At 51.1% G+C, this 12735-nt stretch carries 9 protein-coding genes; all 9 read left to right on the forward strand.

From position 1 onward, the window contains the following. Positions 1–659: 659 nt before the first annotated feature. A complete protein-coding gene (locus ACIOVF_RS27570) occupies positions 660–1928 on the forward strand; it encodes an OmpP1/FadL family transporter (protein ID WP_401294059.1) in 1269 nt (422 codons plus the stop codon). A 257-nt stretch (positions 1929–2185) separates the two neighbouring features. Next, positions 2186–2383, forward strand: coding sequence for a co-regulatory protein PtrA N-terminal domain-containing protein (locus ACIOVF_RS27575; RefSeq protein WP_401294062.1), 198 nt, complete (start codon positions 2186–2188; stop codon positions 2381–2383). A 161-nt stretch (positions 2384–2544) separates the two neighbouring features. Then, entirely contained in the window at positions 2545–3702 is a 1158-nt protein-coding gene (locus ACIOVF_RS27580) for an efflux RND transporter periplasmic adaptor subunit (RefSeq protein WP_401294065.1), read from the forward strand. A 16-nt stretch (positions 3703–3718) separates the two neighbouring features. Then, the gene (locus ACIOVF_RS27585) at positions 3719–6811 is read left to right on the forward strand and encodes a multidrug efflux RND transporter permease subunit (RefSeq protein ID WP_401294068.1); all 3093 of its coding nucleotides are present in this window, start codon (positions 3719–3721) and stop codon (positions 6809–6811) included. Between the two features lie 269 nt (positions 6812–7080). Continuing rightward, a complete protein-coding gene (locus ACIOVF_RS27590; RefSeq protein WP_401294070.1) occupies positions 7081–9300 on the forward strand; it encodes an autotransporter domain-containing protein in 2220 nt (739 codons plus the stop codon). Between the two features lie 221 nt (positions 9301–9521). Further along, on the forward strand, positions 9522–10739 hold the full coding sequence (locus ACIOVF_RS27595) for a PrpF domain-containing protein (protein ID WP_401294073.1): 1218 nt from the start codon (positions 9522–9524) through the stop codon (positions 10737–10739). A gap of 214 nt (positions 10740–10953) precedes the next feature. Continuing rightward, positions 10954–11316, forward strand: coding sequence for a hypothetical protein (locus ACIOVF_RS27600; RefSeq protein WP_401294076.1), 363 nt, complete (start codon positions 10954–10956; stop codon positions 11314–11316). Positions 11317–11472: 156 nt separating this feature from the next. Next, positions 11473–11889 carry a DUF4398 domain-containing protein gene (locus ACIOVF_RS27605; RefSeq protein ID WP_401294079.1) on the forward strand — a complete coding sequence of 139 codons (417 nt, stop codon included), beginning with the start codon at positions 11473–11475 and terminating at the stop codon, positions 11887–11889. An 11-nt stretch (positions 11890–11900) separates the two neighbouring features. Continuing rightward, complete coding sequence (locus ACIOVF_RS27610; RefSeq protein WP_401294082.1) at positions 11901–12674, forward strand: OmpA family protein; 774 nt, start codon at positions 11901–11903, stop codon at positions 12672–12674. Positions 12675–12735 lie beyond the last annotated feature (61 nt).

A 12735-nucleotide genomic window follows, 5' to 3' on the forward strand; every position in this document is an offset into this window, starting at 1 on the left:
AATTCCTCAGTATCTGCTCCGAGCGTACTTATTCTGTGTAACGCTACTGTAGGGTGGTCGAGATTTATCTACTCAATTGTTTTTGAGAAATTGGTGACCGTAACTGGTCTGCCAAAGTTATTTTCCATGTAGGAAACATGGCGAAATATATTGATCGCATCAGAAAACAGGATGGGTTTTCGTGGAGCTCTAGTTAGTTTGCAGGAGGGGAGCGGTTGGGTAGCAGTCTGCAGCGGGTTAGAAGGGCAGTGGATGAAGTGTAGAGAATGTTTTTGTTCATGGCTCAAGATAGAAACGCAGATTTATTAAGTGAACGTTAACACGTTGGAGTGTCGCGATTTCTGAGAGGAAATATGCGGTTTGCAATTTTGAGACAAGTCTCATGATGCGCGACTCTGCTTTGCGTTAGTCTTCTTGGCCAATAGGGGGCATTCGGCAGGGAATGCATCCCTTATTCATGCGTAGAGAGAAGCCTGTTTACCTATGCGTTGATCGCGAGGTCTATGGTGCGAGTTACCTGGGGTTTTCGCTTAAGAGACCTGCAGCGGAGGATGTCTGTGTTGCAGGTGGTCGTATGATCCTTTCAGTTCGAGAGCTAGAGGTCTTCATGCTTGATGATGTTTTGGTAACTTTTGGCCTGATTTTATAGAGGGTTGCTTATGAGTGGAACCATGTTTAAAAGTACAATCGGACTCGCTATCGCATTGGCATCAACCTCCATTTTTGCCTCGGGTTTTGCCATCAATGAGCAAAGTATCAGTGGTATGGGCACCGGGTTCGCTGGACGCTCTTCTGCTGCTGAGGATGCAAGCACTGTTTATGGTAACCCGGCAGGTATGTCACGGCTCAAGCGCGAGCAGGTCACTGGCGGTGTCACGCTGATCAATGCGCATACCGATATTAGTGATGCCAGTTATTTCCCTAACGGCGGCACAAACGATGGCGACATGGTTCCTCTCATCGGCATTCCCATGGGGTATTACGTCAAACCACTCGATGATCAATGGACGGTAGGTGTTGGGGTGTATGCCCCTTTTGGCCTAGTCACCGACTATGAGAACAGTTTTGCTGGTAGATACTTCGGGACTAAGAGCGGAGTTGAAGTTGTCACGTTTCAGCCCACCGTTTCCTACGCGTTCAACGAGCGAGTTTCTGTTGGTTTCGGCCCTACCATCAACCGTATTGAAGGTGCTCTGGAGTCAGATTTTTCGCTTACCCAAGCAGCGCCAGACGGTAGCGTTCGCATCAAGGGTGACGACATCGCTTTGGGCTTCAATGTTGGTTTACTGGCCAAGTTAACTGATAGCACGCGGGTGGGCCTGACTTACCATTCCAAGGTTGATTACAAGCTTGAAGGTGATACCAAGATCGAATACGGCCTTTTTGCCTTGGCGGGGCTTGGCAAAAGTCAGAAATTTGATGCCTCTCTAGATGTGACTACTCCAGAATCTGTCGACGTTTCGGTCACTCATGAGCTGAACGATCAATGGACACTTTATGCCGGCAGTACATGGACTCGGTGGAGTCGACTTAAGGACATCACTGTCGAGAATTCGGAGGTGCCAGGCGCATTAGTAGGCCAGTTCGGTGAAATCACTGAGAAGCAAAACTGGCACGATACCTGGGCCCATGCAGTCGGTGCGTCTTATAAGCTGAATAAGCAATGGGTATTACGTACAGGGTTGTCGTTTGACCAATCACCAGTGAACAACACTGATCGCTCTCCGAGAATACCAAGTGGCGACCGTACGATCTTCAGCTTGGGGGCTGGATGGAGCCCAACTGATAGTCTGACGATTGATGTAGCTTACTCCTATTTGCAAGAAGAGGCCGTTAACCTGAACAACAGTGGACACGGTCAGAGTTACAGCGCTAAGTATGAAAATTGGGCTAATGCATTTGGTGCGGGGTTGACTTATCGATTCTGAGGCGCGGCGAGTCATGGTGGGAAAGCCTTAAGCGCATGCGACCTGAGGCCACTGATAGCTCGTTTGCTAAGATAAATATTGGATTCTTTCAGTTGATCAGTTTCGATGTCGGGAGAGATTATGCCTTTATTGTCCGTGTAACTAAATGTTTCTAAATTTTTTCTGAAAAAAATTCTGGATTTAATTTTCACTTAATTTATTTGGAGGAAGATTGTCTAACAGTAATTTTGCTGTCCGCTTATATATTAAGGTTGCATATGTCTATTGTTAGAGTCTCCTCGTTGGCTATCCTGCTCATGCTGCCAGTTGTTTCTCAAGCCGAGGGTGGTGGTGATCGTGTCATGGAACGATATGAAAAGATGCTAGAAGCGCAGGTTGCAGGGCGAGATATAGCGAGTAAGGAAGAAAAATCTGTCGCGGAGCAAAGTGAACTGAAAGCAGAGAGAAAATGTTAAGTGCTCAGCAGTTATAAGTACTGAAATATTGGCTAGATATGCTTTTTGTCGCTGTTGTTTTTAGCATATAGGCTTAAATGTTTTGGTGGGTTTAAGGTTGACATTTCAGGGTTTTATTGCGCGCGACGTATTGAGGCGTAGCGCGCTTCTGAGGTAATTGCGTGTCAAAAAAACTGTTCGCTAGAACTACTCTAATTGCTTTGTCGCTGATGCTCGTAGCATGTGGTGAGGCGCCCTCTGGGCAAGAAAACACACCGCTCGCCACTGTTCGTATTGAAACGGTAGAAACCGAAATACTCTCGATCCACAGTGAGCTCAGTGGTCGAATCAATGCGCCGCGTAGTGCAGAAGTACGTGCTCGTGTCGGTGGGGTAGTGCTCGAGCGCACTTTTCTTGAAGGTAGCGATGTAAAAAAAGGCGAAGTTCTCTATCGGATTGATCCTGCCCCCTTCAGAGCGGATCTGGACAGTGCTCAGGCTCACCTGCGCAAAGCGGAAGCCAACGCCATGCAGGCGAGACTGCAGGCTAAGCGGTACGCCAAGCTGATCGAGAGCAAGGCCATTAGTCATCAGGAATATGACAACGCCGTCAGCGCCTTACGCCAGACTAGCGCTGATGTAGCTGCCAGTGAGGCAGCGGTGGCCAGGGCGAAGCTGAATTTGAGTTACGCGACTGTCACAGCGCCTATTTCCGGTCGTATTGGCCGGGCACTGGTCACCGAGGGTGCGCTTGTGGGGGAGAACGAAAGTACGCCATTGGCCCTGATTCAGCAGCTAGATCCAATCCACGCCGATCTGACTCAGTCTACCCGGGAACTCAGCGAATTGCGTAAGGCGTTCAGTACCGGACAAATGCAGCAGGTTGGACATGAGCAAGTCAGGGCAACGTTAATTCAGGATGATGGCAGTCTTTACCCCCTATCGGGCAAGCTGTTGTTCTCCGACATCAGTGTCGACCCTGGCACTGGCCAAGTCATTGTGCGCAGTGAGTTTCCCAACCCGGATCTTGACCTACTCCCAGGTAGCTTTGTACGTGTGCGCCTGGAGCAGGCGGTCAATCAGCAAGGCATCAGTGTTCCGCAACGTGCAGTTCAGCGTAACAGCGCCGGTGTAGCGCAAGTGTTACTACTAGGTGTTGATGACCGAGTTGCTCAACAGCCTGTGCAGTTGGGTCAAGTAGTGAACAACCGCTGGGTTGTGACTGGTGGTCTCAAGCCAGGTGACCGAATCATCATTGAAGGCCTGCAGCATGCCCGTGCCGGCGAAAAAGTGCTGGTCGACGATACTCCCTCATCATATGCCCAGGTGATTGGGCAGTAGGACGGACATAAACTTTATGCCGCAGTTCTTCATCGAACGCCCGGTATTTGCCTGGGTGGTCGCGCTGTTCATCCTCTTGGCTGGTGCGCTGGCAATCCCGCAACTACCTGTGGCGCAGTACCCAAACGTCGCACCGCCTAAAGTCGAGATCCAGGCCTCGTACCCCGGTGCGTCTGCAAAAATCGTCGACGAAAGCGTTGTCAGTTTGATTGAAGAAGAGCTTAACGGCGCCCACCACCTTCTCTATTTCGAATCGCAAAGCAGTCTTGGTAGTGCCACCATCACTGCTACTTTCAAGCCAGGAACCGATCCAGATCTGGCGCAGGTTGACGTGCAAAATCGGCTCAAGGCCGTAGAGTCGCGCCTGCCGCAAGCTGTCATCCAACAAGGTCTACAAGTCGAGAAGGTATCGACCAGTTTCCTGCTGCTTATCACCCTGACATCTATAGATGGTTCGCTCGATAACGTTACGCTTAGCGATTACCTTGCTCGTAATGTCATGAACGAAATCAAACGCCTTGAGGGTGTCGGCAAGGCCTCACTCTACGGGGCAGAACGGGCCATGCGGATTTGGATAGATCCACAGAAGCTGATTGGCTTCAACCTGACCCCTGCGGATATCAATACCGCCATTTCCGAGCAGAATGCTCAAGTCGCTGCAGGTAGTATCGGTGATCTGCCGAATTCGAACGCTCAGGAAATTACGGCGACCGTGTTGGTGGAAGGTCAGTTAACAACGCCTGAAGAGTTTGCTGACGTCGTATTGCGGGCCAACCCAGACGGCTCAGACGTGCGCATTAAGGATGTAGCTCGAGTAGAGATTGGTAGTCAGGAATACCAGTTTTCCACCCGCCTTAATGGCAAGCCATCAACAGCCATTAGCGTGCAGCTGGCACCAGGAGCCAACGCGCTGGAAACTGCTGGCCTGATCAAGGCAAAGATGGATGAGTTGTCGCGCTACTTCCCACCCGCTGTGGAGTATCAGTTGCCATTTGATACCTCGCCATTCGTCAAAGTCTCGATTACAAAAGTCTTTTATACGTTGGTTGAAGCGATGGTGCTGGTGTTCGCAGTGATGTTCCTGTTTCTGCAAAACATCCGCTATACCTTGATTCCGACGCTTGTGGTACCGGTCGCTTTGATGGGCACATTGGCTACGTTGTTGGCTTTGGGGTTCTCGATCAACGTGCTGACGATGTTCGGCATGGTTCTGGCCATTGGTATCTTGGTTGACGATGCTATTGTCGTGGTCGAAAACGTCGAGCGGATCATGGCTAATGAAGGCCTTTCACCCATCGAGGCGACACGCAAGGCCATGCACCAGATCACCGGTGCGATTGTTGGTATCACTCTTGTGCTCGTAGCGGTGTTCATCCCGATGGCATTCATGCCAGGCACGGTCGGGGTGATCTATCAGCAGTTTTCGCTATCGATGGCCACCTCGATTCTGTTCTCAGCGTTTCTTGCTCTTACCCTGACGCCAGCCTTATGTGCCACGCTGCTTAAACCTATCGCTAAAGGTGAGCACCACGAGAAAACCGGCTTCTTCGGTTGGTTCAATAGACGCTTTGAGCGATTGACTACCCGTTATGAAGGTTGGGTGATCTATGCGCTAAAGCGTAGTGGACGTTATTTGCTGATCTATGGCGTTCTGCTGGTTGGTCTAGTGATTTGCTTTAATCGGCTGCCTACTTCGTTCCTTCCGGTCGAAGACCAAGGCTATACCATCACTGATATTCAGCTGCCGCCCGGTGCTAGCAGGAATCGTACTGTCGACGTAGTGCAGCAAATTGAAGCGCACAACGCTACTGAGCCGGGAGTTGCGGACAGCACCATCATTTTAGGTTTCAGTTTTTCCGGTAGCGGTCAAAACGCAGCACTTGCATTCAGCACACTCAAGGATTGGTCTGAGCGAGGCTCTGATGACTCAGCTGCCTCCATTGCTGACCGTGCCAGCCATGTGTTCCGTCAAATTAAAGATGCAGTAGCCTATTCTGTTCTACCCCCTCCGGTGGATGGCCTGGGGAATTCCAGTGGCTTCGAGTTCCGCTTACAAGATCGCGGGGGGCTGGGCCATGAGACTCTGATGCAAGCGCGTACAGCTCTACTACAAGCAGCTGAGAAAAGTCCGGTACTCACCAACGTCCGTGAAAGTGCTCTGGCAGAAGCGCCTCAAGTGAAGCTAGTTGTTGATCGGGGGCGAGCCAAAGCCATGGGCGTTTCCTTCGCCGATATCAGCAATGTGCTCTCGACGTCCGTGGGTTCAACCTACATCAATGATTTTCCTAACCAGGGAAGGATGCAACGTGTAGTGGTTCAAGCTGAAGGCGATCATCGCAGTCAGGTGGAAGATTTACTAAAAATACACGTGCGCAACAACAGCGGGAAAATGGTGCCGCTGGAAGCTTTCGTAAAAGCTAATTGGACGTTGGGGCCCACCCAGCTGACGCGCTACAACGGGTATCCGGCTGTCAGTATTTCTGGTGAGCCCGCTCCAGGTTACAGCTCGGGGGAAGCTATGGCAGAAATCGAACGCTTGGTTGCGCAGGGCCCAGCAGGTCTTGGTCAGGAGTGGACGGGGCTGTCTTTGCAAGAACGTATATCCGGTAGCCAAGCACCGCTGTTACTGGGATTGTCGCTGCTTATTGTGTTCCTGTGTTTGGCTGCGCTCTATGAGAGCTGGTCAATACCGACGTCGGTATTGCTCGTAGTACCGCTGGGTGTGCTCGGCGCTGTATTAGCAGTCACCCTGCGTGATATGCCTAACGATGTGTTTTTCAAGGTCGGCCTAGTGACGATCATTGGTCTGTCGGCAAAAAATGCAATTCTTATCATTGAGTTTGCCAAGCGACTCCATGAAGAGGGCCACGACCTGATCGACGCCACCGTGCAAGCGGCACGCTTACGTTTGCGACCAATCGTTATGACCTCCTTGGCATTCATTCTTGGGGTTGTCCCATTGGCGCTGGCTACCGGTGCGAGCTCCGCAAGCCAACAGGCAATCGGAACAGGCGTGATCGGCGGAATGGTCACCGCAACGCTAGCGGTTGTTTTTGTTCCAGTGTTTTTTGTTGTTGTAATGAAAATGGTCAAAAGAAATAGCAATTAATTTACTGAGTGTAGTGAAACTGGTTTTGGTGCCTGATTGAATTTCTATTGCGGGGGTATGTGTGTTTTTGTTAGTGAAATAGTTATAAAAAATTGTGCCGATATGATTAAAATAGAGCATAATTTTTCATTATTTCTTGGTTCTAGCGGGGATTTTTGAGACAAAGCTCATAGCAGCGGAGATATATGGTCACTAGATTTAGGACTTTAAATTACCTTCTAGTGAGATAAATGTATATGCGGCACTTCCTAAAGCCCACGATGTTCGCAATGACAACGATCAGTGCCAGCATCGCATTTTCTGGTAACGTTCAAGCAAGTGCTAAACAGCTATCCTGCCCGTCGGGCTCCCCTGGTACGACGGTAAGTGCTCCTTTTCTCTGTGATATCGGCTCTTTAAATGTAGACGGTTTAGGGGTCAGCGGGGCATATGACGTATCTGCTGATGGTGCTATCGTTGTAGGTCAGTCTATGACAGATGATGGCAGTGGCCGGGCTTTCCGTTGGATGGATGACGGTGCCGGTATGCTCGACCTTGGAACATTAAGAACCGATAACTTAGGCAACAGCTTTGCGGCTAAGGTATCTGCAGATGGCACTACCATCATTGGCTATGCGGATACCGATGATGGAATGTCTCGAGCATTTCGCTGGGTTGAAGATGGTACTGGTATGCTAGATCTTGGTTCCTTCAGGGCAGATAACTTAGGGGCGAGCACCGCTAACGATGTATCCGCAGATGGAAATACCATCGTGGGAAATGCCGAAAACGATGAGGGCAACACACGCGCTTTCCGATGGATTAATGATGGTAAAGGAATGCTCGACCTCGGAACTCTTAAGGCAGACAACACCGGTAGTAGCCTCGCCAATGCGGTATCAGCGGATGGCAGCACTATCGTAGGGTTTGCCGAGTCCGAAGACGGAGGTCGTGCGTTTCGGTGGAGGGACGATGACAAGGGCATGCTCGACCTTGGGACACTAAAAGCAGATGGTTCTGGATCAAGTGTTGCCGAAGCTGTTTCTGAAGACGGTGGTGTTATCGTCGGGAGTGCACAAAGTGACATTGCAGGTATGCGAGCGTTCCGGTGGGTGGACGACGGCGAAGGTATGCTCGACCTTGGAGCATTAAAAGCAGATGGTTCTGGAGAAAGCTGGGCTCTAGGAGTTTCTGCAAATGGTAGTAGTGTTATAGGCGCTGCTGATACCGATGACGGTTCACGTCGAGCATTCCGGTGGGCTGACGACGGAGCCGGCATGATTGACCTCGGTTCCCTTAGGGCAGATAACCTGGGGCATAGCACACCCAACGCTATATCTGCAGATGGCGGTACTGTTGTAGGTGCTGCCGAAACCGACGACGGCCCAATGCGTGCTTTCCGCTGGATTGACGACGGGAATGGTATGCTTGATCTCGGAACCCTGAGGACTGATAACTTAGGTTGGAGTGTTGCGACCGGTATTTCAGCGGATGGAAGCATAATAGTCGGGAGTGCTGAAACCGAAAATGGAATGACTCGTGCTTTCATTTGGCGTACAAAAATGCAGGACTTCGATAATCTCCTTGTTTCCTTTCCCGCACTTACTAATGACACTGAAATCGCGGTATCCCAGCAGCAATCTGTTGCAGATCAGTTAATGGGGGCGAGTTGCTCGGCTGAAGAAGGTCAAAAGTGCTTGAGCCTCGACGGTATCGTTACAAATGCAGGCGCAACTTCTGATGATATCGGATCGCGTAACAGTAGCGGCGGCCAAGTTACTCTCGGCTATGGGGTTGATGGCAAGACGACAGTCGGTGCGACACTCAATATCAGTGCAACAAACCTGAGCAACAGCGGTTTTGACATGGGCGCAAATAATGCTGCCAGCGTATGGGCTGATTACAGCGAAACAGGCTTGGCGGGTACTGGTTTGCAGGCCAATATAGCGGTTGGTAAGGGGCAAGCCAAAGGCAAAGTCGCACGGGGACGTGATTTGGAAAACGTCATGCTAGCGACCGGGAACGCTTCTCTAGAGACGTTTTTTGCGCAAGCCAGCCTCGGTTATGGCGTTCAAATTGAGGATTGGCTTGTCACGCCAACCGGCACGCTCACCTACTACGATACAAGCCGTAGCGCTTATACAGAGAAGGGATCGGACTTCAATGCCGACTACGACAGGCTTTCGATGAAGCGCACAACGGCCACTCTGGAGTTCATCGGCGAGCGCCATGTTTCAGAACGAGGTACTCTTTCCCTTGGGGCAGGCGTTGAGCATGACCTTAAGGCTGATCGCGTAGCGCTTCGCGGGACGTCCGATCTCCCAGGGGTTGAGGCTTTTGATATCAGCAGTGCGTTGAACCGCCATCAAACGCGAGGATTCGTAACCATCGGATACTCCCATGACCTGGGAAGCAATCAGACCCTTTCAGGGGCTGTGCGCACTGGCCAAAGTACGTTTGGCAATAGCGCTCAAACCAGCGTAGGGCTTAGCTACGGCGTACGTTTCTAACGTCAAACGCTTAGACAACGCAAGTGTCACCCCGCAATCGCTGGTAATGCCTAGAACTCGTATACAAAAGCTTGGAAGGTTTTTGTTAGCAGTCAAAAAGTTCGATGCCTAGGTCAGTTGCCAGCGATCCCTTTGCAGTATGCCGAACGCTAGGAAGCGCCCGGCATTCGATGAATTTGGTTAATCCAGTGTCTAAAACGTTCGGGTCGATTCAGTTGCCAATGACTGATACCAAGCAAAGCCAGATGCCTATTCAAAATCACTTAGGCATCGTGGAAGTACCGGTGCATTACATGAGAGGCGGTACCTCAACCGGTGTGGTGATCTCTGAGCATTGGGTGCCGAAAGATGAGTCCCTGCGCGCAGAGCTTTTGTTGCATTTGATGGGCGCTCCACTTTCTGGTCATCAGAAGGGCAATCGCCAGATATCGGGGCTCGGCCGAGGTGTGGCCACCAGCAACAAGGTCTTCTTGGCAAGCGTTGAAGAAACACCAACCGGACGCCAACTGGTGAGCACGCTGGCCCAATTGGCCAGTGAACATGGTGAAATCGACTGGAGCGTGAATTGCGGAAATATGTCCTCCGCGTTGCCACTCTGGGCCATCGATACGGGGCTATTCCAGGCGCCCTTGATGGGTGACATAGAGATCTCGATAAGAAATACCAACACTCAGGTCGTGACGATCACGCGCATGCTACGGGATACCAATGGCAGGCTTGTGACCTCCGAGATTCCTGGCGTCGATGGCGCTTATCCACGTGTTGACTTATTTCTTCAGGCGCCGGTGGGCAGTAAGACAGGTACGCTATTACCAACAGGTACAGTCGTCGATACCATCGCCGGGCATGAAGTATCGTGCGTCGATGTGGCGGTACCCATGGTGATTGCAGACGCGAAGAGCTTTGGTAAAACAGGTCATGAACCCGTTGCAGAGCTCGAAGCTGATGCTGCTTTTATTGCTGCATTGAGGCATGTATGGATTGAGGCCGGTTTGAAGATGGGGCTGCATCGCCGCGATGGTGAACTTATGAGTCGTGCCGATCTTGAAAAAAGTGAAACCATTCCAAAGGTCTGCATCGTTGGTGCGGCACAGCAGGGAGGAAGCATTGCTGTGCGCTATTTCACACCACAGACAGGTCACGCTTCGATGGCTGTATCTGGTGGTTGCTGTCTTGCTGCTGCCTGCCTTATTCCAGGAACGGTTGCCCATAAATTGGCTCAGGGAATCATTCAGCCTACAGAGTCGTTCTCGGATGTTGAGGTCGGTATTGAGAACCCTGCCGGTAGGTTGGATGCCACGGTTGTTGCTGCTAGTTATGGGGGCGGTGATATCGCCATTCAGAGTGCCGCATATCGACGAAGTACGCAGATTTTGATGCGTGGGTACGTTCCACTGTATAGGGCGTCTGCTACGTTGATTGGCGCATTGGTCGGTTGAGAGAAAATGACTTCCCCCTCGCGGCCTTCTATAAGCAGTTAGGTCGCTGAGCGCTGACTTTATCATTTTGAGACAGATCCTGTATGGCGACGAGAGGGCTTTGGGTAACTTGCTGAAAACGTCACTATTTGAGTGTTCAACGATGCCCCATCAACCACTGTCCGGTAAGTCTTTGCGAATACTGGTCGCTGATCGGGAATGCTCCCGGCGCTCGATGATTGAAAATGACCTCAATGGTCTTGGTTATTACCGAGTCGCACCTGTTAGTTGTTTCAGCGACTTGATAACGCTCACCCACTACAGCCCTGATCCTTTCGAGCGTTTTGATTTGGTTGTAATCAACGCTGAGTTGGTAACCGCAGCAGGTGTGAAAGCGCTTGATTTTTGTCTAGAGAATGCGCGCCTTCGGCATGCATTGATCTATGATTCCGCTCTTCAACGGCGATTTCCTCGCACGTTCAATCAGAGCCCCAGTCAGCAAGTACGCTTGATTCATAAAATTGATCGTACGCAACTCGTGGACTTTCTTTCTCTAATTGATCCCTCCTTCGATCTGCTCTCAGTAGATTCTTGCTGATCCACTTCCATTCTCCGTTAATTCATCTGCTCTGCTAGCCAGAGCAAGGAGGGTGGAAGTCACCATATTTTACTGAAAGGACGCGCACGCGTCAGATACTAAGTCGTTCGGGATTCACTCCTGGACTCTATCCGTTTAAATGCTCTGGAGCCTTCGATGACTAATGAGCCTATTTTTGTCCGTACCCGAAAGGTCACATTACTGCTAGTAATGACCGGAGCTTTAGCCGCATGTGCGGGCGTGCCTGAGCCAAATGATCAGATTGCACTTTCTCAAAATGCTGTCGCGAGAGCAATGTCGGCCAATGCCACACAGTACGCACCGATGGAAATGAAGATTGCTCAGGACAAAATGTTCCTGATGGAGCGAGCCATGGGGGAGCGAGATTACGCTCAAGCGCGCACCCTGGCCGAGCAGATCGAAGTAGATGCCAATCTCGCCGAGCGCAAGGCTCAAGCTGCGAAGTGGCAGCACCAGTTGCAGCAGTCCCAAGCAGGCATACAGGTACTTAAAAAGGAAATGCTTCAGGCGCCTTCAACTGGGTTTGCACCACCTGCTGGTAACGCTGAATAAAGGAAGTCTATATGCACTACTCAATCAAACTGCCGGCGGTTTCCCTTCTGGCATTGTTGGTGGCTGGCTGCGCTGCACCTGAGATTAACAGTCAACTGAAACAGGCTCACGAGCGCTTTAGTGCGCTGCAGAGTAATCCGCTATCCAATACCATGGCGCCATTGGAAACCAAGGACGCTTTTCAGGCACTGAATAAAGCGGATGCAGCTTCTAACGCGGATCATCTCGATCCGGCGGTTGATCAGCTGACTTACCTTGCTAACCAGAAAATCGCACTTGCTGAACAAACGATTCTGGGACGCAAAGCCCAAGCGGATCTGGAAAATATCGCGGTTGAGACCACGCAGGTACAGTTAGACGTACGTACCCAGCAGCTCAAGGCATTGCAGGCCATGAACGCTAAGCAGACCGAACGTGGCCAGGTGATTACGTTCAAGGACGTGTTGTTTGACACGGGGAAAGCAGACCTTAAATACGGCAGCCGAGTCAGCTTCGAGCAGCTAGCCAGTTTTCTAATAGCCAATCCTGAGCGCAAGCTACGGGTGGAGGGTTTCACCGATAACGTGGGGAGCGATGATTTCAATCAACGTTTGTCCGAACGCCGCGCGGCTTCGGTTGCTGCAGCGCTTTCGCAATTGGGGGTCGATCCGGGGCGTATTCTTTCTCAGGGTTATGGCGAGGAGTACCCGATTGCTGATAACGGCAGTGCCAATGGACGGCAACTCAATCGACGGGTTGAAGTGATTGTCTCTAACGGCGCAGCACTGGTTGGCAACCGTTACTGAGGCCTTCCTATCAGAAAGCCCGCCACCCTATCGGGTGGCGTGGTTTGCCCTGACCATGCAC

Origin of the sequence: Pseudomonas sp. NPDC087612, assembly GCF_044743505.1 — a bacterium.
In the GTDB taxonomy this organism is placed as follows: Bacteria; Pseudomonadota; Gammaproteobacteria; order Pseudomonadales; family Pseudomonadaceae; genus Aquipseudomonas.

Bases quoted from the DNA above. Each gene is read 5' to 3' on its own strand.
- ACIOVF_RS27605 (WP_401294079.1), top strand. From the start codon at position 11,473: ATGACTAATGAGCCTATTTTTGTCCGTACCCGAAAGGTCACATTACTG.
- ACIOVF_RS27585 (WP_401294068.1), top strand. From the start codon at position 3,719: ATGCCGCAGTTCTTCATCGAACGCCCGGTATTTGCCTGGGTGGTCGCG.
- ACIOVF_RS27595 (WP_401294073.1), top strand. From the start codon at position 9,522: ATGACTGATACCAAGCAAAGCCAGATGCCTATTCAAAATCACTTAGGC.
- ACIOVF_RS27575 (WP_401294062.1), top strand. From the start codon at position 2,186: ATGTCTATTGTTAGAGTCTCCTCGTTGGCTATCCTGCTCATGCTGCCA.
- ACIOVF_RS27610 (WP_401294082.1), top strand. From the start codon at position 11,901: ATGCACTACTCAATCAAACTGCCGGCGGTTTCCCTTCTGGCATTGTTG.
- ACIOVF_RS27570 (WP_401294059.1), top strand. From the start codon at position 660: ATGAGTGGAACCATGTTTAAAAGTACAATCGGACTCGCTATCGCATTG.
- ACIOVF_RS27590 (WP_401294070.1), top strand. From the start codon at position 7,081: ATGACAACGATCAGTGCCAGCATCGCATTTTCTGGTAACGTTCAAGCA.
- ACIOVF_RS27600 (WP_401294076.1), top strand. From the start codon at position 10,954: ATGATTGAAAATGACCTCAATGGTCTTGGTTATTACCGAGTCGCACCT.